Genomic DNA, 23,909 nt, shown 5'->3' with positions numbered 1-23,909 from the left:
TGGAAGATTTTATGTAAATGTTACATTGAAGCGTAAAGTTATACTTTTTGCATTTTAATTAAGTTAATTCTTATAATATTTTAATTATTGAATTATAAAAAAAACCGCCCTTTTCAAAAAAGAAAAAGACGGCAATCTAAAATTAATATATAACCTTTGAGCTACAAAATATAATCGGTATTGATAAAATTCGATTCTTTGCTGTTTAGCAATTCCTGCAAAATTTTATTGTTATAATCAATATCTTTTGAAGCTACAAATGTACGAATGGAGAAAGAACGCAAGGCATCCGGAATACTTAAAGTACCTACGGCAGAATCTTTGCGCCCTGTAAAAGGAAAGGCATCCGGTCCTCTTTGACAAGAACTGTTTAAGTTTACTCTGCAAACTAAATTGACCAAAGCATCGATAAGCGGTGCCAAAGTTTTAATATCTTTTCCGAATAAACTCACCTGTTGTCCGTAATTGGATTCGGCCATATCTTTTAATGGTTCTCTGATGTCTTTAAAAGAAATTATCGGAACCACTGGTCCAAATTGTTCTTCATGATACACACGCATTTGTTTGTTTACCGGAAATAAAACAGCCGGAAAAATATAATTGTCTGCATGTTTCCCTCCCTTTTCATTCAATATGACAGCCCCTTTACTTTTAGCATCATCAATTAATCCCTGAATATAAGATGGTTTATCCGTTTCGGGAAGCGGGGTCAATGAAACTCCTTTTTCCCACGGATTCCCAAATAGTAAAGCATCCACTTTTTCGGAGAAACGTCTGTTAAATTCTTCACTGATCGATTCATGTACATACAATACCTTCAAGGCCGTACAACGCTGACCGTTAAAAGACAAACTTCCTACTATACATTCCTGGATAGCCAAATCTAAATCGGCATCCGGCAAGATAATCGCAGGGTTTTTGGCTTCCAGACCTAAAATCAAACGCAATCTGTTTTTATTTGGATGTTGATCTTGTAATGCAATAGCCGATTTACTGTTTCCAATTAATGCCAGAACATCTACTTTACCAGATTTCATTATCGGTGAAGCTACTTCACGCCCTCTTCCGTAAACAATATTGATCACGCCTTTTGGAAAACTGCTTCTAAAGGCTTCTAACAATGGCGAAATACACAAAACACCATGTTTAGCCGGTTTGAAAATTACGGCATTCCCCATAATCAAAGCGGGAATTAACAAAGAGAAAGTTTCGTTTAACGGATAATTATAAGGTCCAAGACACAAAACAACTCCCAACGGACCACGACGAATCATGGCATTTACGCCTTGTACTTTAGAAAAATGGGAGCTTCTTCCGTTTAATTCTTTATAACTATCAATGGTATCGTAAATATATTCTACGGTTCGGTCAAATTCTTTTTGGGAGTCTCCTAAGGATTTTCCAATTTCCCACATTAAAAATTTCACTACTTCTTCTCGTGTCGCCTTCATTTGGGTCACGAAATTTTCCATACATTTAATACGATCGGCTACTTTCATCGTAGGCCACAAACCTTGCCCCATATCATAAGCGGCAGTTGCGGCATCCACTACTTCGTGCGCCTCTTTTTCTCCCATAAAAGGAATAGATCCTAATAAAGTCGGTGTATATTTTTCTGTAGATGAAATTGTGGAAAAAACAGGTGTGGTTTGCCCAGTCCAATGTTTTAATTCACCATTTACAAGATACGTATCTTGATTGATAAGGTTTTTAATCTGAAATTCTTCGGGTATTAAACTCATAATCTTGGTTATTTGTAATTTGGTTATTAATAGCATTCTAAAAGAAAAAAAGAGGCTTTTCGGCCTCTTTTTCTTTATTATTGTACAGTATCACCTTCCCAATCCAGGATACCACCAAGTAAATTATAGGCTTTTTCTATCCCTAATTCATTCATGATCTGGCATGCTTTCGCACTTCTGGCTCCGGAACGGCAATACACATAGTAGCTTTTATTTTTATCTAATTCTTCGATTTCGTAAATAAAACCTTGTCCTTTATTAATGTCAATATTTACAGCATTCTCGATATAGCCGTCATTAAATTCGTCTTCAGTTCTTACGTCAAGTATAACTGCATTCTCGTCAGCAGCTAGTTGAGCAACCCAATCTTCTTGTGATAAATTCATAATAAATGTGTTTTTTGTAAAATTACGACGTTTCTATTAATTAAAAACGTGCCAAATGCGATTTCGATTATTATTCTCAGAAAACGTTTTAGAGAAAGGATTATAATCAGTATTTTACAAAAATACTCACTATTTTTAAAAATTCAGTCTATAAAATCGATAGAAAATAGGATTTTTTCATTTGCATAAAACAGGTCTTAAAAACAATTTTCTGACAACTAATCCCATTTCAATCTGCTATCTTTGTAAAAAAATATCATTTTTAAGTTCTTTTTGACAATAAAAATAAAATTCAAACACATTAAAACATCTGTTTGAAATAGTAAAAAAAGAGTCAAAAACAGTTCCTATAGCACTACACTTGACGCTATCTTTTTATAAAAAATGAAATAACTTTCATCAGGACCATAAAAACGATATCCCCCGGTGTTTAAAAAATAAGACATGCAAAATCCATTAAAAAATATCTTCCCCAATTTCTCCGATGAACTTATCGCTACTATTGAAGAGAATGCAAGCGCGCAGGATTTCGAAGCCGGGACAATCTTAATGCGAACGGGACAATACATTAAAAACACGGTTTTGATTACCAAAGGAAAAATCAAAATTTATCGTGAGGGTGAAGATGGTGGGGAATTTTTAATGTACTATCTACAGCCCGGTCAAGCCTGTGCCATCTCGATGATTTGTACCGCCAAAAGCGAAAAAAGCCAGATTATGGCCAAAGTGGTCGAAGATGTTTCCGTCATGATGATCCCCCTGCAAATGATGGACAAATGGATGATGGAACACCGATCCTGGTACGAATTTGTGATAGACACTTACAGAAGCCGTTTTGAGGAGGTTCTTGAAGTAGTAGATAATATAGCCTTCCGTTCTATGGATGAGCGTTTGGAATTTTATCTAAAAAGACATTCCGATGCCTGTGGCTGCACTGAAGTTAAACTGTCACATCAGGAAATTGCGACTGAGTTAAATACCTCAAGGGAAGTGGTTTCAAGATTACTCAAAAAAATGGAGCAGCGTGGTTTGGTTAAATTAAACCGAAATCAGATTGAGCTTTTGAAATAGAATTGTTTAACACGGATTACACTAATTTTCACGGATTGTTTTTTTTCTTGCTTTTGCGGCTAAAAAATTTGTGTCAATTCGTGTAATTTGTGGCGGTAAAAAAATTCTTAACACGGATTTCACTAATTTTCACGGATTATTTTTTTCTTGCTTTTGCGGCTAAAAAATTTGTGCCAATTCGTGTAATTCGTGGCGGTAAAAAAATGTTTAACACGGATTACACTAATTTTCACGGATTGTTTTTTTTCTTGCTTTTGCGGCTAAAAATTTTGTGCCAATTTGTGTAATTCGTGTTAACAAAAAAATACTTGCCACAGATTAAATTGATTTTCACGGATTATTTTTTTTCTTCCCTTTTGCGGTTAAAAAATTTGTGTCAATTCGTGTAATTCGTGGCGGTAAAAAATGCTTAACACCGATTACACTAATTTTCACGGATTGTTTTTTCTTGCTTTTGCGGCTAAAAAATTTGTGCCAATTCGTGTAATTCGTGGCGGTAAAAAATGCTTAACACGGATTACACTAATTTTCACGGATTGTTTTTTTCTTGCTTTTGCGGCTAAAAAATTTGTGCCAATTCGTGTAATTCGTGTTAACAAAAAAATATCTGCCACAGATTAAATTGATTTTCACAGATTGTTTTTTTTCTTCCCTTTTGCGGCTAAAAAATTTGTGTCAATTCGTGTAATTCGTGTTAATAAAAAAATCATTCTAATCATTTTAATCTGTGGCAAAAAAAACGCTTATGTGATAAATGTTACTGTAGATTACCCCCAAACAAAGCACCTTTGCATAAAAATACAATCAATGGAATATTTCGGTTATTTTGCTTCGATTATCATAGGAATCTCACTTGGCTTAATTGGCGGCGGCGGATCTATTCTTACTATTCCGATTTTAGTGTATTTGTTTCGCGTAAATCCAGAACAGGCTACTTCATATTCCTTATTCATCGTTGGGTTAACCGCTTTATTTGGAAGCTATAGCCATTATAAAATGGGGAATCTGAAACTGAAGTCCGCTTTGTATTTTGCCATTCCGTCGGTGATTTCGATCTTGATAATTCGTGAAGTTATTTTTCCTCAAATTGCCCAAACCTTATTTTCGGTGGCTTCGTATACTGTTTCAAAAGATTTTCTGATTATGATTATCTTTTCGGCATTGATGATTACAGCGGCCATCTCGATGATCAAAAAAAACAAACCCGAAATAAAAGGCGCTGAAACCAACTATCCACAACTAAGTCTAATTGGTTTTCTAGTCGGAATTGTAACCGGATTTCTAGGAGCCGGCGGGGGATTTTTAATTATTCCTGCCTTGCTTTTCTTCGCCAATTTACCTATGAAACAAGCCGTTGGAACTTCTTTATTAATCATCACAATTAATTCTTGTATCGGTTTTGGAGGTGATTTATACATTGGGACTCCGATCAACTACACATTTCTGTTAAGCGTGTCCGCTATGGCGCTTATCGGAATGGTAATCGGCAGTCAGCTTTCTAAAAAAATTGATGGAGCCAAACTCAAACCAATTTTTGGATGGTTTGTTTTGGTAATGGGGGTATATATTATTACTAAGGAGGTTTTGTTTTAACTTTATTGTTTCACGCAGATTTGGCAGATAAAGCTGATTTATTTAAACATTTTTAATCTAGTTTCACATATAGAGTAGTCTTTGTCGCAGTTTTAAACTTGACAAAGATGAAACTAAAAAATCCGTTTATTTCTCAAAATAAACGGATTTGTATATTTTGGGCGTTTCCTCCGGCCGGGCTATCCACTTGTATCTTTTGCTTTTTAAAGAAAAAAGCAAAAGGATACCGCTCCTATCCCTAACGCAATCTCGGGTAAAATGAAATTCTAATTTTATAAATTCTAATGCTCCCCATACCCAATATCATCCATCTTCCCGCTAAAAACACGGTATTGAATAATAAAATAAATAATCACCAAAAATAAAGCAACAAAAAACCAGCTCATTCCAACAGACAAACCATATTCTCCGGCAGCGGTATTATAAATCGTCAATGATGGATTGACTTTATTGGTTGAAGGCAAAACATTTGGAAAAATCGAAACGGCTGTCGAAGCGAATCCACCTACCAAAAACAAGGTTGAAAATATAAAACCGTGTCCGTCTTTTTTATACGAACGCACTTTAAACAAACCAATAATTCCAACAAAAGTCATTAGAGGAAAAAACCACAGAATCGGGTTTTCTATAAAATTATGAAACGGTTTTGGCTCAATAAAATGCCAAATTTGCAATGAAATGAAAACCAAAATCAGCAAGACAATATTCAATTTAAAGACTACATTTTTGAGTTGTGTATTTAAGGATGAATTCGTTTTGTAAATAATCCAATTGGCACCATGAATGGTTAAAGCCACCACACTTACAATTCCGAGAAACAAGGTAAACCAATCTATAATTCCCAACTCATTGGCTTGTGGACTAAAAGTAGGATTCCACAAGGGCAAAAAGAAATAATGGGCTTCCTGAGTAGAAACGCCATTGGTTACCATTCCTAAATTAACACCGCGAACGATATTCCCTAAAGCGATTCCGAAAAACAAAGCCAAAAGCAAACTGGCAATGCCAAACGCTTTATCCCAAATGGTCTCCCACATCGGATGGTGTACTTGTCCACGCATTTCTAATCCAATCGCGCGAAAAATCAACAACCACAAAATCATGATTAAAGGCAGGTAAAACCCGCTAAAAGAAGAAGCATATAAGGTCGGGAACGCAAAAAACAAAACTCCTCCGGCTGCAATAATCCAAACTTCATTCGCATCCCAAAACGGACCGATGGCGCTTGTAATTGCTTTTTTATCTTTTTCTGTTTTAGCAAAAAACAAATGAATGATTCCTGCTCCAAAATCGTAACCGTCCAAAACAATATAAACGGCCAGAATTCCCATTAAAACGACGTACCAAAAAAATTCCATACTTATTTATTTTCAGTTAAAGCTTCGTTGTGAGGCCCTTTGTTGATAATTTTCCCAATCAATAATAAAAACAACATTCCGAGTAGAAGGTATAGTCCGATAAAACCTAATAACGTAAACAACGTATTTCCGGAAGAAACCGTTGGTGAGGCTCCTTCTGCAGTTCGCAATAAATTATAAACCAACCACGGCTGTCTTCCTAACTCGGCGGTATACCAGCCTGTTGTATTGGCGATATACGGAAACGGCATCATAAAAAGCAAGGACCATAAAATCCATTTGGTTTCAAATAATTTCCCTCGGATAAGTTGAAAAAGCGCACAAAGCATTAAACCAATAAACAAGGTTCCGAGTCCAACCATAATATGATAGGCATAATACAACCCTGAAATATTGGTTGGATGTACATCTTCTTCAAACTGATCTAAGCCTTTTATTTCCTCGTGCCAGCTTCCATAAGTAAGGAAACTTAGAATATTGGGAACTGCGATTTTATTGTCCAGTTTTTTGTCTTTAACATCGGGCTGACCAATTAAAACAATTTCAGAACCTTCTTTTTCGGTATGAAAAATTCCTTCCATGGCAGCGAAAGTTACCGGTTGGTATTTTACCACGTTTTTCGCCAGTAAATCTCCCGTAGGAACGGCAACAATCATACTTGAAATCAATCCGAAAATAACGCCTGTTTTAAGAAACAATTTTCCAAAAACAACATTCTTTTTACTTAAGATATAAAATGCGCCTATTCCGGCTACGACAAACGAACTGGTAACCAATGAAGCGGCCTGATTGTGTAAATAAGAAGGCCATAACCAAGGGTTTAAGAACAAGGCCTGAAAGTTATTCAATACGAACTTTCCGTTTTCGAGAATTTCATATCCAACCGGATTCTGCATCCACGAATGGGTGGCTATAATTAAAAATCCGCTTGCCCACGAACCAATGCAAATCAGTAATCCGGTGACAAAATGCCACTTATGTCCAAGGAGTTTTTCTCCAAATAAAAACAAACCTAAAAAAGAGGATTCTAAGAAAAAGGAAAACATTCCTTCCATGGCCAGAGTCTGACCGATAATTCCACCAGTCAATTCGGAGAATTTAGCCCAGTTGGTTCCAAATTGAAACTCCATCGGAATTCCGGTAACCACACCCATTGCAAAATTTAGGGCGAAGATTCGCATCCAAAAATGGGTGGCGTGATTGTATTGTTCGTTTTGGGTTTTTAAATATTTCCATTTGAAATAAACAATGATCAGCGAAAGACCCATTGTAAGTTGCGGAAAAAGATAGTGAAAGGTAATGGTGAAAGCGAATTGCATTCGGTCATAAAAAAGCATTTCTTCCATGAGTGGTAATTTAATTATGAAGTCCCACAAATTTACCTATTAAAACCCGAAATCAGGGGCTTAAAAAAAAGTTTATCGTTTGATATTTAGTAAACTTTTCGGTACTTTTAGAGGGCTTACTTTTTTTAAACCATATGAGTGATGTAAGTTCATTTTAACGTTATGCTTTAACTTAAATATTTACTTACATCATTTGTTTTTTTTAAACCATATAAGTGATGTAAGTTCATTTTAACGTTATGCTTTAACTTAAATATTTACTTACACCACTTGTTTTTTTTAAACCATATAAGTGATGTAAGTTCATTTTAACGTTATGCTTTAACTTAATATACTTACATCATTTGTTTTTTTTTAAACCATATAAGTGATGTAAGTTCATTTTAGCGGTATGCTTTAACTTATATTTACCTATATCACTTGTTTTTTTAAACATATAAGTGATGTAAGTTCATTTTAACGTTGTGCTTTCACTTAATATTTACTTACATTACTTATATGGTGAAAATATTCTCGTTACTCCTCTTTTAAAATTCCTTTTGCAACACTTTCGTTTATTAATCCTTCTGCGAAGTTCCATAAAGTGGCGGAACCTTCTTTTATGACGCTCTTTTTTTCATAAACCGTTTTGTATTTTACGCCGTATTCTTTCCAGGTTCCTCCGTTGTTTGACGTATTTTGCAATAAGGGTTCTAGTCGGTCCATTGATTTTGCAAACTTGGCTTCATTGGTTTCTCCGGCTTCAAATTCTTCCCAGATGACAATTAATTCATCGGCCTGTTTTTGGGGGAGTAAACCAAAAATGCGATTCGCTGCCAAACGTTCAGCCACCGTATTATCATGATTGAGTTGTGTGTCATAAAGAAAAATATCTCCGGCATCGATTTCTACAATGTCATGTATCAAAACCATTTTTACCACTTTCAAAACATCGATCGGCTCATTAGAATGTTCTGCCAGAACTAGCGCCATCAAAGCCAGATGCCAGCTATGCTCCGCATCATTTTCATTTCGATCACTATTAAACAGCTTCGTTTTTCGCTGAATGTATTTTACTTTATCAATCTCTTTTATAAAAGCAATCTGATTTAACAAGTCTTCTGTGTTCATAATATATAGTTTTCGTCGTGCTGTAAATTTACAAAATGCGGGATCGTTAATCAAATTACATTCTTTTGATTTTAAAGCTTTAGCAGATTTATTTTTTTTCGTATTTGCACAAAAAACAAATTTCTGTAACATTAGTCACTTATTTTCCAAAAAAACAAAGTTACCTTTGTGCCACATTATTTTAGATTGCATATCATGAAAATAGAACAAATTTACACCGGATGTTTAGCACAAGGTGCCTACTATATCACTTCAAATGGCGAAGCGGCCATTATTGATCCGCTTAGAGAAATTCAGCCTTATTTAGATCGTTTGGAACGCGATGGAGTAAAACTGAAATATATTTTTGAAACTCATTTTCATGCTGATTTTGTTTCAGGTCACGTTGACTTAAGCAAAGAAACGCAAGCTCCTATTGTTTACGGACCAAATGCGGTATGTGAATTTGATTGCATTTCTTCAAAAGACGGACAAGAATTTAAAATCGGAACTACTACCATAAAAGTGTTGCATACTCCGGGCCATACGATGGAAAGCACCACGTATTTGTTAATTGATGAAAACGGAAAAGACCATGCTATTTTCTCGGGAGATACTTTATTTATCGGAGATGTCGGGCGACCGGATTTAGCACAAAAAGCAGCTGGAATGACACAGGATCAATTGGCCGGAATTTTGTTTCATTCGCTAAGAGATAAAATCATGACGCTGGCAGATGACGTTATTGTATATCCTGCACATGGTGCCGGAAGTGCTTGTGGTAAAAACATGAGTAAAGAAACTGTTTCTACGATTGGAAACCAAAAAGCAACCAATTATGCTTTGCGCGCCAATATGACGGAAACAGAATTCATTACTGAGGTAACGGATGGATTATTACCTCCACCCGCCTATTTTAGTATGAATGTTGCTATGAATAAAAATGGCTACGAAAGCTTTGAGTCTGTTTTGAATAACGGAATGAAAGCAATAAACTCAAAAGATTTTGAAGCTGTTGCCGAAGAAACCGGGGCTTTAATTCTGGACACCAGAAGTGCTGCTGATTTCAGCAAAGGATTTATTCCACAGTCTATTAATATCGGAATCAATGGTGATTTTGCTCCTTGGGTTGGAACTTTAATAGCCAATGTAAAACAACCTATAATATTGGTTACCGAAAAAGGATTAGAAGAAGAAACCGTAACCCGTTTAAGCCGTGTTGGTTTTGATACTATTATAGGTCATTTGGAAGGCAGTTTTGAAGCCTGGCAAAATGCCGGTTTCGAAGTAGATACTGTGAACCGAATTACTGCTGCACAATTTGCAAGCGCGTTTAATATTGCCGAAGACAAAGTAATCGACATCCGTAAAGAAACAGAATACGCTGCTGAACATATTGAAGATGCCTACAGCAAACCACTTGCTTATATTAATGACTGGGTAAAAGACATCAATCCGAATGAACATTTTTACCTGCATTGTGCCGGAGGTTATCGCAGTATGATTGCGGCTTCGATTTTGCAGGCACGTGGTTTTAGAAACTTTTCCGAAGTTGAAGGTGGTTTTGGAGCTATTTCTAAAACTGAAATCCCAAAATCGGATTTTATTTGTCAAAGTAAAGTATTATAATAATTGAAGGAGCTAAGACTCTGAGTTACTAAGTTTCTAAGATTTTGTACTTAGAACTTTTTAACTTAGAACCTCAGCAACTTACTAACTCAGAAACTCAAAAAAAATCATGCTCGAAATTATACAACAACCTTGGCCTTGGTACGTTGCAGGCCCTTTAATAGGATTAACGGTTCCTATATTATTAATCATCGGAAATAAATCTTTCGGAATCAGTTCGTCGTTGCGACATATTTGCGCGGCTTGTATTCCTGCCAATATTTCTTTTTTTAAGTATGATTGGAAAAAAGAAAGCTGGAATTTATTGTTCGTTTTCGGAATATTTTTAGGCGGTATCCTTGCAACAGCATTTTTATCAAATCCAAATGCGGTTCAAATTACTCCTGAACTTTCAGAGCAGTTAGCCACTTATGGTATTACAGATCATTCGGGTTTATTGCCTGCACAGCTTTTTTCATGGGAAAGTTTGTTCACACTTCGTGGATTTATTATGATTGTGGTGGGTGGATTTTTAGTTGGTTTCGGAACACGTTATGCGGGAGGATGCACGAGTGGTCATGCCATTATGGGAATCTCAAATTTACAATGGCCTTCTTTAGTTGCCACAATCTGTTTTATGATTGGTGGTTTTGCTATGGCCAATTTGATTCTTCCTTATATTCTTTCACTTTAATATTTTTAAAATGACACATTCAAATTTAGAAAATAAAAATACCGATACAGAAGGAATCAACGGAAGTCAATTGAAAGATTCTGCATTCTCCAATCTAAAATACCTGATCGTTGGAATCTTTTTTGGAATTGTATTCGTAAAGGCTGAAATCATCAGCTGGTACCGTATTCAGGAAATGTTTCAATTACAATCTTTCTTTATGTACGGCGTAATCGGAAGTGCCGTTATGGTTGGTATTATATCTGTATGGTTGATTAAAAAATTCGATATCAAAACCATTCAAGGCGAAAAAATCGAAATTCAGCCTAAAACATTCAACAAAGGACAAATTTATGGTGGGCTCTTGTTTGGTTTCGGATGGGCTATTACCGGTGCTTGTCCGGGTCCTCTTTTTGCGCAAATTGGTACAGGAGTAACTGTAATTGTGGTTACTTTGGTTAGTGCCATTGCAGGAACCTGGGTTTATGGGTTGTTAAAGGACAAACTTCCTCATTAAATTTTTTATTTATATTTAAATTTATATTTAAATTTATATTTAAACCTGACAGGTTTTAAAAACCTGTCAGGTTTGTTTAATAGTTACGAAACAAATACCCCGATCGTTTTTTAAACGATCGGGGTATTTGTTTTTACTTTATTAAAAAAACAATTAAATAACACCAATACAACACTTTAAACCATAAAAACAACTTACATTTATTCCGGTATTAAAAATTTGAAACTTACTTCTAAACCAAGCTCTTAATAAAATTAACTAAAAATTAACACAACACTTGTATATACAACTATTAAAAGACATACATTTGTATATACAAATTATACACTTACGACTATGACGATTGAAGAGGTTATTAAAAGTACAGTTAAGATGGATAATGCGAGAAAGGTTATTCTGAATATTATGTACACGCAAAATGTGATTCAAGATCATTTTAATGAAATATTAAAGCCATATGATCTGTCAGGAGAACAATATAACGTGTTGCGCATACTAAGAGGGCAAAAAGGAAATCCCGCTAATATGTGTGTGATCCAGGAGCGTATGCTGGCCAAAACCAGTAACACCACCCGTCTGGTAGACAAATTGTTACTAAAAGAACTGGTAACAAGAAATGTTTGCCCGAACAACCGAAGAAAAATAGAAGTTTTAATTACCCAAAAGGGATTAGATACATTAAAAGAGCTAGATCCGAAAGTAGACAACCACGAGCAGACGTTTGCTCAGAATGTGGAGCCGGAAGAATTAGAATTATTAAATCAATTATTAGAAAAATACCGCAATCAACACAATTAATATTATGAGCACTTTCTTAGAAAATCAAAATTGGAGATATGCAACAAAACAATTTGATGCAACCAAAAAAATAGCAGAAGCAGATTTAAATACCCTAAAAGAAGCCGTTAGACTAAGTGCCTCTTCTTACGGATTACAACCTTATAAAGTAGTAATCATTGAAAATCCGGAATTAAGAGAGCAACTAAAAGGAGCTGCTTTCGGACAAACTCAAATTACAGATGCTTCTCACCTATTTATTTTTGCAAATGATACCAATACAGGAGCAGAATCAGTAGACAACTATATCAACACCATCAGTGAAACAAGAGGTGTTCCTACCGATGCATTAGCCGGATTTAGTGATATGATGAAAGGGGCAATCTCCAGATTACCTCAAGAAGCCAAAAACAACTGGACTTCAAAACAGACTTATCTTGCTTTAGGAAACTTATTGAACGCTGCAGCTGAATTGAAAATTGACGCTACGCCAATGGAAGGTTTTAATGCAACTGCTGTCAATGAAATCTTAGGATTTGACAAATTAGGTCTAAATGCGTCCGTAATCGCAACTGTGGGGTACAGACATGACGAAGATACCTCACAACATTACAAAAAAGTTCGAAAATCAAACGAAGAATTATTTATCACACTTTAATTATTAATAACAATCAAAATCCATTTTAACAAATGAAAAATTTAAAGACAATTGCAATAGCATTATTCGTAGCAGTAGCTAGCGTTTCAGTAAACGCACAAACTAAGAAAATCGACGTAAAAGCGTCTACTATCAAATGGGTAGGTAAAAAAGTAACAGGAGAGCACTCCGGAACAGTAAACTTTAAAGAAGGTGCTGTTGTTTTAAAAGGAAAAAAATTAGTTGGTGGTAGCTTTACTGTTGATATGAATTCATTAACTGCAACTGATATTACAGGAGAATACCAAGGAAAATTAAACGGTCACTTAAAAGCGGACGATTTCTTTGGAACTGCAAAATTCCCAACTGCAAAATTAGTTTTCAAAACTGTAGCGGCTAAAGCAACTGACGTTTATACTGTAACTGCTGATTTAACAATTAAAGGAATCACTAAACCGGTAACTTTTGATATTACTGTAGCAGGAAATACTGCAACTACTGCATTCAAAGTAGACAGAACTAAATACGATATCAAATACAATTCCGGTAACTTCTTCGAAAACTTAGGAGACAAAACGATCAATGACGATTTCGAATTGACTGTAGCTTTAAAATTCTAATATTTCAGATATACTAATTCAGAAATGCCGGTGGCCTCAATAGTTTGTACTATTGAGGCTACTTTTTTTATTCTATTTCCAAAAAAATAACGTTCTTAATAGTAATGTAACACTTTGGTAATATCCATCAGGGCGTTGATTAACATTGGCCTTCTACTTTTGAGCAAATTAAAAAAATCAAAAACTAGAAATCAAATAGTTATGAAAACAAAAGTATGCCTTGCCATTATTACCCTTATCAGCACTTTTATTTTACACGCACAACAACAGCAAAAAGGAATTATTGGTACTACAAACTGGATGAACAACTGGACTAATTTTAAGCCTTTCGCTAACGAATATAATGAAGCTACCAACATCATTGCCGGAACCATAAACAAAGACACCAAACTACTAAAACGCAATACGTATCAATTAGTGGGTGTGGTTTACGTTACCAATAATGCGACTTTAACCATAGAACCCGGAACTGTAATCCGTGGAGACGACAAAACCTGCGGAACTCTTGTAATCACCAATGGTTCTAAAATTATGGCCGAAGGTTTAGAAACTGATCCGATCATTTTTACTTCAAACAAAGAAAAAACAGAAAGACGTCCAGGCGATTGGGGCGGAATAATTGTTCTAGGAAAAGCTCCTATCAACACGCTTGGCGGCTTACATACTTTGCCTTTTGACTTAGAACCCCTTTTAAATCATTACGGAGGTCCCGATGCTGAAGATAATTCGGGAATTTTAAAATACATACGAATTGAATATGCCGGAAGAAAACTGAGTGCCCTTAAAGAACTTAACGGTCTTTCTTTAGCCGGAGTTGGAAGAAAAACAGTTCTTAACAACATTCAGATTAGCTATTCAAATGATGATTCTTTCGAATGTTATGGTGGCGATTTAAACCTTTCCAATCTGATTTCTTACCGAACTACCGATGACGATTTTGATTTTACGCAAGGTGCTCAAATCAACATTAGCAACAGTATCGCGATTCGTCATCCTTTTTCTTCAGACGTTTCAGGATCAAGATGTTTTGAAGTAGACTCTTACGATAAAATCCAAAATACAGATATGAGCAAAAAACTGACTCATATCAATGCCAGCAACATTACACTGGTAAATCTAGAAGAAAACAATCAGGGATTAGTCAGAGAATCCATTTATATAAAAGAAAACACCTTTTTTAACCTAACCAATAGTATTGTTTCGGGCTTCTCTCCTTTTGTATTATTAGAAGAAAATATCGGAAACGGTACTGTAAATTTATCCAAAATCACCTTCAAAAGTATAATAGCGAACAATTGTAATGGCGGAGTTACCAGTGAATCCAGTGGTACTAATGCGTCACTTCAAAATTGGTACGACCAACCGGAATTTGCTATCGGGTACTCCAAACTAAAAAACAGCGAACTGTTTACAACGCCCAATATCAAAGGGAATCCTGACTTTAGAGCCAACGTAAACAACACAATTGCAATTGGAAATTAGACACTTAAAAATCATTTAATATTTTAAAATTTAACAAATTTCCAAATTAAGAAAAGTTTTTTTTGAAATTTTATGTGTTCTAATTCAAATTACATTTATATCTTTGTCACAACAAAAAAAGAAATGAGAACAATTTTAAACAATACTTGGTGGTGGAAGAATTTACGTCAAACGTCGTGAACGAAGCTTCCTATGGTACTTTAAAAACTATAAATATAAAAGGCTTGTCATGACGACAAGCCTTTTTTTTTGGTAAAAATCGAACTTAAAAAATAATATCAACTACAAAAACTAAATACATTGAAACCTTTTATACTCAACACACACTACAAACAAATTCTGGCCGATACCATTACGCCGGTAAGTATCTATTTTAAAATCAGAGATAAATTCCCAAACAGTCTATTATTGGAAAGTAGTGATTATCACGGAAATGACAACAGTTTCTCCTATGTTTGCTGCAATCCGATTGCGACCATCAAAATCGAAAACGAAATCATTTCAAAAACATTTCCTGACGGAACATCAGAAACAATTTCAATTGATAGCTTGACGAATATTCCGGAAATAATTCAGGAATTTTCAAAACAGTTTAAATCCGAAAAAAACGATTTCAAATTCATCAATAATGGTTTGTTCGGATACATTTCTTATGATGCCGTTCGTTATTTCGAAAAAGTTTCCATTGCCAAAAAAGACAATGCAACTTCAATTCCCGATGTATTCTATGCCGTTTATCAGAACATTATCGCCATTAACCACTTCAAAAATGAAGCTTACCTATTTTGCCACAGCGTAGACGACAAAAACAACATTTCTGAAATTGAGCAATTACTACAATCCAGAAATATTGCTTCTTATAAATTCACCAAAGAAGGAGAAGGATATTCAAATTTAACTGACGAAGAATTCAAACATAATGTGGCTTTAGCCAAAAAACATTGTTTCCGTGGTGATGTATTTCAACTGGTTTTATCCCGTCGTTTCACACAGGGTTTCAAAGGAGACGAATTTAATGTTTACAGAGCTTTACGCAGCATAAACCCCTCTCCGTATTTGTTCTTTTTTGATTATGGTGATTTCAAAATATTTGGTTCTTCACCTGAGGCACAAATCATCGTAAAAAACCGAAAAGCCGAAATTCACCCGATCGCCGGAACCTTCAAAAGAACCGGAAATGATGAACGCGATGCCCTTTTGGCCAAAGAACTTTCTGAAGATAAAAAAGAAAACAGCGAACACGTAATGTTGGTTGATTTGGCTCGAAATGATTTAAGCCGAAATGGTCACGATGTCAACGTAGAGAAATACAGAGAGGTTCAGTTCTTTTCTCATGTCATTCATTTGGTTTCAAAAGTTACCGGGCATTTACATGAAAAAGCCACCACTATGCAGGTTGTCGCAGATACTTTCCCAGCCGGAACTTTAAGCGGAGCGCCAAAACACAGAGCCATACAACTGATTGAAAATTACGAAAAAACCAATCGTAACTTTTACGGGGGCGCCATTGGCTTCATGGACTTTGAAGGCAATTTTAATCACGCCATCATGATTCGAACTTTCCTCAGTAAAAATCACCAATTGCATTGTCAAGCCGGAGCCGGAATTGTAGCCAGCTCAGACGAAGAAAGCGAAATGCAAGAGGTATACAACAAACTAAAAGCACTGAATACAGCCTTAGAAATGGCGGAGAAAATTTGATAGTAATTAGTGCTCAGGCTCAGTCCCAGTCGCAGTTTTCAGAACGTGAAACCTGAAACCTGAAACTTGAAACTTGAAACAAAAAAAACCAACCCATAAAAACCACAATATAAAAATGAAAAAAGCAATATCCCTCTTAGTACTATTAATCACAATTTCAGCCTGTAATTCAGATAAAAAACAAAACTTGATTGAAGGAACCTGGCGTTTAATATCCGCTGAAACGACAGAAAAGGATTCTACTTTTTCTACTTTCAATTCAAAAACAAAAATGATTAAAATTATAAACGGTTCGCACTTTGCTTTTTTTAATCATGATTTAAACAATGGAAAAGATTCAACCGCGGCAGTGTTTTTTGGAGGAGGCGGAAAATATACTTTAAAGGATAGTGTTTACACCGAAAACCTCGAATATTTCAATAACCGTCAGTGGGAAAATAACAAATTTGAGTTTGTGGTAAAAGTTAAAAACGATACCCTAATTCAAAAAGGAATTGAGAAAATAGAAAAATTAGGAGTTGATCGTGTTATTGTAGAGAAATACGTTAGAGAGAGATAAAAAATAGTTTCAAGTTTTTCTTGTTTCAAGTTTCAAGTTGTTGGAACGTGAAACCTGAAACCTGAAGCAGAACCAAAAAAGTTTCGCGTTTTCCTTGTTTCAAGTTTCATGTTGTTGGAACGTGAAACTTGAAACCTGAAACAAAAACAAAAAAAGTTTCACGTTTTCCTTGTTTCAAGTTTCAAGTTGTTGGAACGTGAAACTTGAAACCTGAAACAAAAACAAAAATAGTTTCGCGTTTTCCTTGTTTCAAGTTTCAAGTTGTTGGAACGTGAAACCTGAAACCTGAAACAAAAACAAAAAAGACATCATGAAAAAAATATTAGTTATAGACAATTACGATAGTTTCACTTACAACCTTGTACACTATCTGGAAGATTTAAATTGCGAAGTTACCGTTTACAGAAACGACGAATTTGATATCGATGAGATCAGTTCTTTTGATAAAATTTTACTTTCTCCGGGGCCTGGAATTCCGGATGAAGCTGGATTATTAAAAGCCGTGATTCAAAAATACGGAGCAACCAAAAGCATTTTAGGCGTTTGTTTAGGACAGCAAGCTATTGGAGAAGTTTTTGGAGGAACACTTTCTAACCTTGACAAAGTATATCACGGTGTTGCTACAAATGTCAAAACGGTGGTTTCTGATGAAATTTTGTTTGAAGGCTTGGGCAGTGAATTTGAAGTAGGTCGCTACCATTCATGGGTTGTTGATGCAAATCTGCCGGAAGTTTTAGAAGCCACTTCAATCGATGAAAACGGACAAATCATGTCGCTAAGACATAAAACTTTTGATGTAAGAGGCGTTCAGTTTCATCCCGAAAGTGTATTAACACCAAACGGAAAAAGGATTTTGGAGAACTGGATAAAGGGGTAATGTTATGTTTTTTTTGTTTCAAGTTTCAAGTTTCAGGTTATTGGAACATGAAACCTGAAACTTGAAACTTGAAACCTGAAACAAAACCTCAAAACCTCAGAACCTCAGTATCTCAGAACCTTAGCAACTTTAAAAAAAAATGAGCATAGAAATTTTAGCAACCAAAGAAATCAGAATCGAAGATGTATTGGCGCTTTACGAAGCAAACGAATGGAGTTCGGCCAGTAAACCTAATGAATTGTACAACGGTCTTTTAAATTCCGAAACTTTGATAACCGCTTGGGAAGGAAAAAAACTGGTTGGACTTGGAAATGCCATTTCTGATGGACATTTAACGGTTTATTACCCGCACTTACTAATACTTCCCGAATATCAGGGCAAAGGAATTGGAAAGATGATTTTAGATAAATTACAAGAGAAATACCGTCATTTTCACATGCAAATGCTAACAGCAGATGGAAGATCGGTTGATTTTTATAAAAAGAACGGATTTGAACGCGCCGGGAAAACAGAACCCATGTGGATTTATCAAGGAAATGAACATTGATAGTTTTCAGTCGCAGTATTCAGTCTCAGAAAAACCTGAAACCTGAAACTTGAAACTTGAAACAAAACCTCAGCATCTCAGAACCTTAGCAACTTAAAAAAAAATGAAAAATATACTAAATAAACTAATCAATCACGAAGTACTTTCTAAGGAGGAAGCAAAAAACGTATTGATTAATATCTCAAGCGGGGCGTATAATCCGAGTCAGATTTCGGCATTCCTTACCGTGTTTATGATGAGAAGCATCACGATTGAAGAGCTTTCGGGTTTTCGTGAAGCTTTATTGGAGTTATGTATTAAAGTAGATTTATCTGCCTACAACGCCATCGATTTATGTGGTACGGGTGGTGATGGAAAAGATACTTTTAATATCTCTACTTTGGCATCCTTTGTTGCAGCGGGAGCCGGAATAAAAGTAGCAAAACATGGAAATTATGGTGTTTCTTCTATTTCCGGATCAAGTAATGTGATGGAGAAAATGGGAGTTAAATTTAGCAGTGATCCCGATTTTTTAGAAAAATGTATTGATCAGGCGGGAATTTGTGTTTTACACGCCCCTTTGTTTCACCCTGCAATGAAAAATGTTGGGCCAATACGAAAAGAACTAGCTGTAAAAACCTTCTTCAATATGTTAGGACCAATGGTAAACCCATCGTTTCCTAAAAATCAATTAGTTGGCGTTTTCAATTTAGAATTAGCCAGAATGTATGCCTATTTATACCAAAATACCGATGTAAATTTTACAATTTTACATTCGCTTGACGGTTATGATGAAATCTCCTTAACCGGCCCAACAAAAATCATTACCAGTGACATGGAAGGCATGTTAAAACCGGAAGATTTTAAAGTTCGTCTTTTATCACAAAGAGAAATTGAAGGTGGCAGAACAATAGAGGAATCGGCAGATATGTTTACCAATATCATTTCCGGAAAAGGAAGTGAAGCGCAGAATAATGTTGTTTGTGCGAATGCCGCAATGGCCATTGCAACCGTAACAAAATGCTCAGCGAAAGAAGGTTTTAAACAAGCCAAAGAAAGTTTATTCTCCGGAAAAGGATTAAAAGCACTAAAAAAATTACAAGAATTAAGTAAGTAAAAAAAATATAGTTTCAAGTTTTATTTGTTTCAGGTTTCCTGTTGTTGAAACGTTAAACCTGAAACTTGAAACGTTAAACTTGAAACCTGAACCCCGAAACAAACAACAATGAATATACTTGATAAAATAATATTCGACAAACAACGAGAAGTTGTTCTTAAAAAAGCAATTATTCCGGTTTCTCAATTGGAGAGCTCTGTTTTTTTTGAAAGACAAACGATTTCTTTAAGTCAAAAGTTACAGCAAAGTGCAACGGGAATCATCGCAGAACACAAACGCCGTTCCCCTTCAAAATCAGTAATAAACCACAATTTTACGGTAGAAGAAGTGGTGAAAGGATATGAAAATGCGGGTGCTTGTGGAATCTCTGTTTTAACCGACGGAAAATATTTTGGTGGTTCACTTGACGATTTGCTTTTGGCAAGAGCTTCTGTAAATCTGCCGCTTTTGCGAAAAGAATTTATTGTAGATGAATACCAAATTCTGGAAGCCAAAGCATTTGGTGCCGATTTGATTTTACTGATTGCAGCCGTTTTGACTCGTGAAGAAATCAAATCGCTTTCAGAATTTGCGAAAAAACTGGGTTTGGAAGTTCTATTGGAAGTTCACAATCAGGAAGAATTAGAAAAATCGATTATGCCAACGCTGGACATGATTGGCGTGAACAATAGAAACCTTAAGACCTTTGAAGTAAGTCTGGATTTCAGCAAACAACTGGCATCGCAAATTCCGGATGATTTTGTGAAAGTTTCAGAAAGCGGTATTTCGTCCGTTGAAGCCATTTCTGAACTAAAACCATACGGATACAAAGGCTTCTTAATTGGAGAAAATTTCATGAAAACCGATAATGCCGGAAAAGCGGCAACGGAATTTATTGCACAGCTGTAAGCGTAGGTTTTAATAAGCTTCAAAAAAAATAGAAACTAAAAGTTTCGCCACGAATTACACGAATTTACACCAATTCGATTCGTGAAAACTCGTGTAATTCGTGGCAAAAAAAACAAACACAAAGCTTTGCGAACTTAGCGTTTACAAAGACTAACATAAAAAACCCTTGCGCCCTTTGCGGTTAAAAAAAAAGAAAAAATGAAACTCAAGATCTGTGGCATGAAACATCTCGATAATATACTCGAAGTAGGAGCGCTCCTACCCGATTATATGGGATTTATTTTCTGGGAAAAATCTGCGCGTTATTTTGACGGAACGATTCCGGAACTGATTAAAACAATTAAAAAAACGGGCGTTTTTGTAGACGAAACCGTTGAAAATATTATGTCGAAAATCGACAAATACCATTTACAAACGGTTCAGTTACACGGAAAAGAATCCGTTGCATTTTGTCAGGAATTAAAAACTAAAATCGATAGCAGAATTGACATTAACACAGAAATCATTAAAGTATTTTCTGTTGATGAAAGTTTTGATTTCACCGTTTTAGAGCCTTATGAAAAGGTTTGTCACTATTTTCTATTTGATACAAAAGGAAAATTACCGGGCGGAAACGGAACCACTTTCGACTGGAAGATATTGGAAAATTATAAATCTGAGAAACCACTTTTCTTAAGTGGTGGAATCGGAATTGAAGAAATTCCAATGATAAAAGACCTCAAAATTCCAATATACGCTATTGACGTAAACAGCAAATTTGAGATTGAACCGGGATTAAAAAACACAACTCTATTAAAGAAGTTTCAGAAAAAATTAAAACCTGCTACTTTAAACCCTAAACAACTATACAATGAATTATAATGTTAACGAAAAAGGTTATTACGGCGAATTTGGAGGGGCTTACATTCCCGAAATGCTGTATCCTAATGTAGAAGAATTACGTCAGCAATATTTAAAAATTATAGCAGAGCCTGATTTTAAATCAGAATTCGATCAATTATTAAAAGATTACGTAGGGCGCCCTAGTCCGTTATATTTTGCCAAACGTTTATCTGAAAAATACAATACCAAGGTTTATTTAAAAAGAGAAGACTTAAATCATACAGGGGCACACAAAGTCAACAATACAATTGGTCAGATATTAGTTGCCAAACGTTTGGGTAAAAAACGAATTATTGCAGAAACCGGTGCAGGTCAGCACGGTGTGGCTACAGCAACCGTTTGTGCCTTAATGGGGATTGAATGTATTGTTTACATGGGTGAAATCGACATCGCACGTCAGGCACCAAACGTTGCCCGTATGAAAATGCTTGGAGCAGAAGTTCGTCCGGCACTTTCGGGTTCAAAAACTTTAAAGGACGCTACAAACGAAGCCATCCGCGATTGGATCAACAATCCGGTTGATACCCATTATATCATCGGATCTGCTATTGGTCCGCATCCTTATCCGGATATGGTAACCCGTTTTCAAAGCATTATTTCCGAAGAGATCAAATGGCAGTTAAAAGAAAAAGAAGGTCGTGAGAATCCGGATTACGTGGTCGCTTGTATCGGAGGAGGAAGCAACGCAGCCGGAACTTATTACCACTTTTTACACGAACCTGAAGTAGGCATTATCGCCGTTGAAGCTGCTGGAAAAGGGGTTGACAGCGGTCACAGTGCTGCCACCAGCAAATTAGGGAAAGTAGGGATTATTCATGGTTGCAAAACTCTTTTGATGCAAACTCCGGATGGTCAAATTACAGAACCTTACTCGATTTCTGCCGGTCTGGATTATCCGGGAGTTGGTCCTATGCACGCGCATTTGGCACAAACGGGTCGTGGTGAATTTTTCTCTGTAACGGATGATGAAGCAATGAATGCCGGTTTAGAACTTACCAAATTAGAAGGGATTATTCCGGCAATTGAAAGTGCACATGCCTTTGCCGTTTTAGATCAGAAAAAATTCAAACCTACAGATGTTGTGGTAATCAGTCTTTCAGGTCGTGGTGACAAAGATTTAGACAATTACATCGAGTACTTTAAATTATAATAAAAATCGTAATTTGCATGTTCTCAAGGGTCGGACTGTTTGCGTGATCTTTTGCTTTTTTACAAAAAATATCACAAACGCAACTCAACAATAATTGCTTCACGAAATGATCCTTGACGCGAACAAATAACGAGAAAAATAATAATTATGGAACAGATATTCTCTTACGGAACCTTACGCTCAAAAGAAATTCAAATGCAGGTTTTTAATAAATTATTGACCGGAAAAGCAGACCAGCTTACGGCCTATAAACTAAAAGACCTGAAAATAGAAGAAGAATTTGGTATGACTGACTATTTTGTAGCGGTACCAAGTGAAAACCCTGCAGATTGTATTAAAGGGACTGTTTTTACAATTTCCAACGAAGATCTAACCAAAGCAGATCAATTTGAATCGAATGCGTATAAAAGAGTCCGAATAACACTCAAATCGGGAACTATTGCGTGGATTTATATTGAAAGTTAATGATCGCAAAAACGTAACGATATAGATCAAATCTGAATGGCCTTTAAACAGATAAAATTTTAAAAAGTATAAATAATAAAGAATAATTAACAACCAAAATGATCTTAGCAGCAGCTCAAACAAAACCAAAACGCGGAGATATCGACTCCAATTTAATAGATCATTATCGTCTGATCAAAATCGCCGGAGAAAAAGGCGCCAATTTAATCGCATTTCCCGAACTGTCGATTACCGGTTATGAAAGAGAAAATGCTGCGGAACTAGCTTTTACCAAAGACGATTCCAGAATCGATCATTTAAAGGAATTAGCGGTTGAATATAATATCATAATTATTGCCGGAGCCCCAATCCAAACCGAAACAGAATTGTTTCTTGGGGAGTTTATTATTTTTCCGGATCAATCGGTTTCTATTTATACCAAGCAATTTCTGCATGAAGGCGAGGACGAATTCTTCCAGCCTTCATTCGATTACAACCCGACGGTTACCCTTGAAAACCAGAAGATCTCATTTGCTATTTGTGCCGATACTGACCATCCGCAACATCCCGAAAATGCAAGTAAAAAGGAAACTTCGATTTATGTCGCCAGTATATTCTTTACGCCAAACGGGATTCCAAATGCATATAGAAACTTACAAAGTTATGCCCAGAAACATCAGATGCATGTTTTGATGGCCAATTTTAGCGGTGAATCCTGGGGAACTCCTTCTGCCGGAAAAAGCGCTTTTTGGAACAACAAAGGAGAACTGGTTGCCCAAATGAACGATTCAGATTCCGGTATTTTACTACTGGAAAATAAAAATGATAATTGGACAAGTGAGATTATCGTTGACTAAATATAACAT

The 23,909-nt window shown here is 35.8% G+C and carries 24 protein-coding genes; 19 read left to right on the top strand and 5 right to left on the bottom strand.

Going from position 1 to position 23,909, the window contains the following annotated elements:
• Positions 1-161 precede the first annotated feature (161 nt).
• Complete coding sequence (locus tag ACHRV5_RS16505) at positions 162-1,742, bottom strand: NADP-dependent glyceraldehyde-3-phosphate dehydrogenase (RefSeq protein WP_395427462.1); 1,581 nt, start codon at positions 1,740-1,742, stop codon at positions 162-164.
• A gap of 77 nt (positions 1,743-1,819) precedes the next feature.
• Positions 1,820-2,128 (bottom strand): rhodanese-like domain-containing protein, encoded by a 309-nt coding sequence (locus ACHRV5_RS16500; protein WP_047778653.1) that lies wholly within the window; start codon positions 2,126-2,128, stop codon positions 1,820-1,822.
• A 444-nt stretch (positions 2,129-2,572) separates the two neighbouring features.
• Here ACHRV5_RS16500 and ACHRV5_RS16495 point away from each other — a divergent pair, with 444 nt between their 5' ends.
• Together ACHRV5_RS16495 and ACHRV5_RS16490 are read left to right on the top strand one after the other, a co-directional pair.
• Positions 2,573-3,199 (top strand): Crp/Fnr family transcriptional regulator, encoded by a 627-nt coding sequence (locus ACHRV5_RS16495; protein WP_047778652.1) that lies wholly within the window; start codon positions 2,573-2,575, stop codon positions 3,197-3,199.
• Between the two features lie 807 nt (positions 3,200-4,006).
• Entirely contained in the window at positions 4,007-4,792 is a 786-nt protein-coding gene (locus tag ACHRV5_RS16490) for a sulfite exporter TauE/SafE family protein (RefSeq protein WP_395427461.1), read from the top strand.
• A 281-nt stretch (positions 4,793-5,073) separates the two neighbouring features.
• On the opposite strand, the gene cydB is transcribed toward ACHRV5_RS16490, so the two are convergent.
• The 3 genes from cydB to ACHRV5_RS16475 all read right to left on the bottom strand — a co-directional run bounded on the left by cydB (position 5,074) and on the right by ACHRV5_RS16475 (position 8,606).
• Entirely contained in the window at positions 5,074-6,150 is a 1,077-nt protein-coding gene (cydB, locus tag ACHRV5_RS16485) for a cytochrome d ubiquinol oxidase subunit II (protein WP_047778650.1), read from the bottom strand.
• A gap of 2 nt (positions 6,151-6,152) precedes the next feature.
• Positions 6,153-7,496: a cytochrome ubiquinol oxidase subunit I gene (locus ACHRV5_RS16480; RefSeq protein WP_047778649.1), complete on the bottom strand. Its 1,344-nt coding sequence runs from the start codon at positions 7,494-7,496 to the stop codon at positions 6,153-6,155.
• Positions 7,497-8,012: 516 nt separating this feature from the next.
• Positions 8,013-8,606, bottom strand: coding sequence for an HD family hydrolase (locus tag ACHRV5_RS16475; RefSeq protein WP_395427460.1), 594 nt, complete (start codon positions 8,604-8,606; stop codon positions 8,013-8,015).
• A gap of 195 nt (positions 8,607-8,801) precedes the next feature.
• On the opposite strand from ACHRV5_RS16475, the gene ACHRV5_RS16470 reads away from it, so the two are divergent.
• The 17 genes from ACHRV5_RS16470 to ACHRV5_RS16390 all read left to right on the top strand — a co-directional run bounded on the left by ACHRV5_RS16470 (position 8,802) and on the right by ACHRV5_RS16390 (position 23,900).
• Positions 8,802-10,214 (top strand): rhodanese-like domain-containing protein, encoded by a 1,413-nt coding sequence (locus ACHRV5_RS16470; protein WP_395427459.1) that lies wholly within the window; start codon positions 8,802-8,804, stop codon positions 10,212-10,214.
• A 109-nt stretch (positions 10,215-10,323) separates the two neighbouring features.
• The gene (locus ACHRV5_RS16465; protein WP_395427458.1) at positions 10,324-10,887 is read left to right on the top strand and encodes a YeeE/YedE family protein; all 564 of its coding nucleotides are present in this window, start codon (positions 10,324-10,326) and stop codon (positions 10,885-10,887) included.
• Positions 10,888-10,897: 10 nt separating this feature from the next.
• Positions 10,898-11,383, top strand: a complete 486-nt coding sequence (locus tag ACHRV5_RS16460; protein ID WP_047778646.1) for a DUF6691 family protein — start codon at positions 10,898-10,900, stop codon at positions 11,381-11,383.
• 336 nt (positions 11,384-11,719) lie between these two features.
• Positions 11,720-12,181 carry a MarR family winged helix-turn-helix transcriptional regulator gene (locus ACHRV5_RS16455; protein WP_047778645.1) on the top strand — a complete coding sequence of 154 codons (462 nt, stop codon included), beginning with the start codon at positions 11,720-11,722 and terminating at the stop codon, positions 12,179-12,181.
• A gap of 4 nt (positions 12,182-12,185) precedes the next feature.
• Positions 12,186-12,818, top strand: coding sequence for an NAD(P)H-dependent oxidoreductase (locus ACHRV5_RS16450; protein ID WP_395427457.1), 633 nt, complete (start codon positions 12,186-12,188; stop codon positions 12,816-12,818).
• Positions 12,819-12,850: 32 nt separating this feature from the next.
• Complete coding sequence (locus ACHRV5_RS16445; protein ID WP_047778643.1) at positions 12,851-13,417, top strand: YceI family protein; 567 nt, start codon at positions 12,851-12,853, stop codon at positions 13,415-13,417.
• 201 nt (positions 13,418-13,618) lie between these two features.
• Positions 13,619-14,899: a hypothetical protein gene (locus tag ACHRV5_RS16440; protein WP_395427456.1), complete on the top strand. Its 1,281-nt coding sequence runs from the start codon at positions 13,619-13,621 to the stop codon at positions 14,897-14,899.
• A 300-nt stretch (positions 14,900-15,199) separates the two neighbouring features.
• Positions 15,200-16,600: an anthranilate synthase component I family protein gene (locus ACHRV5_RS16435; RefSeq protein ID WP_395427455.1), complete on the top strand. Its 1,401-nt coding sequence runs from the start codon at positions 15,200-15,202 to the stop codon at positions 16,598-16,600.
• Positions 16,601-16,715: 115 nt separating this feature from the next.
• Positions 16,716-17,159, top strand: a complete 444-nt coding sequence (locus ACHRV5_RS16430; RefSeq protein ID WP_230002898.1) for a hypothetical protein — start codon at positions 16,716-16,718, stop codon at positions 17,157-17,159.
• Positions 17,160-17,469: 310 nt separating this feature from the next.
• Entirely contained in the window at positions 17,470-18,036 is a 567-nt protein-coding gene (locus tag ACHRV5_RS16425; RefSeq protein ID WP_230002899.1) for an aminodeoxychorismate/anthranilate synthase component II, read from the top strand.
• 139 nt (positions 18,037-18,175) lie between these two features.
• Positions 18,176-18,583, top strand: a complete 408-nt coding sequence (locus ACHRV5_RS16420; RefSeq protein WP_230002900.1) for a GNAT family N-acetyltransferase — start codon at positions 18,176-18,178, stop codon at positions 18,581-18,583.
• 103 nt (positions 18,584-18,686) lie between these two features.
• Complete coding sequence (gene trpD, locus ACHRV5_RS16415) at positions 18,687-19,679, top strand: anthranilate phosphoribosyltransferase (protein WP_047778639.1); 993 nt, start codon at positions 18,687-18,689, stop codon at positions 19,677-19,679.
• A 108-nt stretch (positions 19,680-19,787) separates the two neighbouring features.
• Positions 19,788-20,567, top strand: a complete 780-nt coding sequence (trpC, locus tag ACHRV5_RS16410; protein WP_230002902.1) for an indole-3-glycerol phosphate synthase TrpC — start codon at positions 19,788-19,790, stop codon at positions 20,565-20,567.
• A gap of 198 nt (positions 20,568-20,765) precedes the next feature.
• Positions 20,766-21,428: a phosphoribosylanthranilate isomerase gene (locus ACHRV5_RS16405; protein WP_395427454.1), complete on the top strand. Its 663-nt coding sequence runs from the start codon at positions 20,766-20,768 to the stop codon at positions 21,426-21,428.
• On the top strand, positions 21,418-22,599 hold the full coding sequence (trpB, locus tag ACHRV5_RS16400) for a tryptophan synthase subunit beta (RefSeq protein WP_395427453.1): 1,182 nt from the start codon (positions 21,418-21,420) through the stop codon (positions 22,597-22,599). The genes ACHRV5_RS16405 and trpB overlap by 11 nt, the downstream gene beginning before the upstream one ends.
• A 147-nt stretch (positions 22,600-22,746) precedes the next feature.
• Positions 22,747-23,064 carry a gamma-glutamylcyclotransferase family protein gene (locus ACHRV5_RS16395; protein WP_047778635.1) on the top strand — a complete coding sequence of 106 codons (318 nt, stop codon included), beginning with the start codon at positions 22,747-22,749 and terminating at the stop codon, positions 23,062-23,064.
• A 98-nt stretch (positions 23,065-23,162) separates the two neighbouring features.
• Positions 23,163-23,900 (top strand): carbon-nitrogen hydrolase family protein, encoded by a 738-nt coding sequence (locus ACHRV5_RS16390; RefSeq protein ID WP_395427452.1) that lies wholly within the window; start codon positions 23,163-23,165, stop codon positions 23,898-23,900.
• The last annotated feature ends 9 nt before the right edge of the window (positions 23,901-23,909 follow it).

The sequence above is a fragment of the Flavobacterium sp. FlaQc-52 genome, assembly GCF_044007495.1.
GTDB lineage: Bacteria > Bacteroidota > Bacteroidia > Flavobacteriales > Flavobacteriaceae > Flavobacterium > Flavobacterium cupriresistens.
The sequence above is the reverse complement of the archived record's forward strand: the minus strand, read 5'-3'. Positions and strand labels throughout refer to the sequence as shown.

Coding starts and splice junctions, on each gene's coding strand:
- ACHRV5_RS16500 (WP_047778653.1), bottom strand. CDS start 2,128: ATGAATTTATCACAAGAAGATTGGGTTGCTCAACTAGCTGCTGACGAG.
- ACHRV5_RS16425 (WP_230002899.1), top strand. CDS start 17,470: ATGAAAAAAATATTAGTTATAGACAATTACGATAGTTTCACTTACAAC.
- ACHRV5_RS16455 (WP_047778645.1), top strand. CDS start 11,720: ATGACGATTGAAGAGGTTATTAAAAGTACAGTTAAGATGGATAATGCG.
- ACHRV5_RS16395 (WP_047778635.1), top strand. CDS start 22,747: ATGGAACAGATATTCTCTTACGGAACCTTACGCTCAAAAGAAATTCAA.
- trpC (WP_230002902.1), top strand. CDS start 19,788: ATGAATATACTTGATAAAATAATATTCGACAAACAACGAGAAGTTGTT.
- cydB (WP_047778650.1), bottom strand. CDS start 6,150: ATGGAATTTTTTTGGTACGTCGTTTTAATGGGAATTCTGGCCGTTTAT.
- ACHRV5_RS16450 (WP_395427457.1), top strand. CDS start 12,186: ATGAGCACTTTCTTAGAAAATCAAAATTGGAGATATGCAACAAAACAA.
- ACHRV5_RS16390 (WP_395427452.1), top strand. CDS start 23,163: ATGATCTTAGCAGCAGCTCAAACAAAACCAAAACGCGGAGATATCGAC.
- ACHRV5_RS16475 (WP_395427460.1), bottom strand. CDS start 8,606: ATGAACACAGAAGACTTGTTAAATCAGATTGCTTTTATAAAAGAGATT.
- ACHRV5_RS16420 (WP_230002900.1), top strand. CDS start 18,176: ATGAGCATAGAAATTTTAGCAACCAAAGAAATCAGAATCGAAGATGTA.
- ACHRV5_RS16465 (WP_395427458.1), top strand. CDS start 10,324: ATGCTCGAAATTATACAACAACCTTGGCCTTGGTACGTTGCAGGCCCT.
- ACHRV5_RS16495 (WP_047778652.1), top strand. CDS start 2,573: ATGCAAAATCCATTAAAAAATATCTTCCCCAATTTCTCCGATGAACTT.
- ACHRV5_RS16445 (WP_047778643.1), top strand. CDS start 12,851: ATGAAAAATTTAAAGACAATTGCAATAGCATTATTCGTAGCAGTAGCT.
- ACHRV5_RS16490 (WP_395427461.1), top strand. CDS start 4,007: ATGGAATATTTCGGTTATTTTGCTTCGATTATCATAGGAATCTCACTT.
- ACHRV5_RS16505 (WP_395427462.1), bottom strand. CDS start 1,742: ATGAGTTTAATACCCGAAGAATTTCAGATTAAAAACCTTATCAATCAA.
- ACHRV5_RS16440 (WP_395427456.1), top strand. CDS start 13,619: ATGAAAACAAAAGTATGCCTTGCCATTATTACCCTTATCAGCACTTTT.
- ACHRV5_RS16430 (WP_230002898.1), top strand. CDS start 16,716: ATGAAAAAAGCAATATCCCTCTTAGTACTATTAATCACAATTTCAGCC.
- ACHRV5_RS16480 (WP_047778649.1), bottom strand. CDS start 7,496: ATGGAAGAAATGCTTTTTTATGACCGAATGCAATTCGCTTTCACCATT.
- trpD (WP_047778639.1), top strand. CDS start 18,687: ATGAAAAATATACTAAATAAACTAATCAATCACGAAGTACTTTCTAAG.
- trpB (WP_395427453.1), top strand. CDS start 21,418: ATGAATTATAATGTTAACGAAAAAGGTTATTACGGCGAATTTGGAGGG.
- ACHRV5_RS16460 (WP_047778646.1), top strand. CDS start 10,898: ATGACACATTCAAATTTAGAAAATAAAAATACCGATACAGAAGGAATC.
- ACHRV5_RS16405 (WP_395427454.1), top strand. CDS start 20,766: ATGAAACTCAAGATCTGTGGCATGAAACATCTCGATAATATACTCGAA.
- ACHRV5_RS16470 (WP_395427459.1), top strand. CDS start 8,802: ATGAAAATAGAACAAATTTACACCGGATGTTTAGCACAAGGTGCCTAC.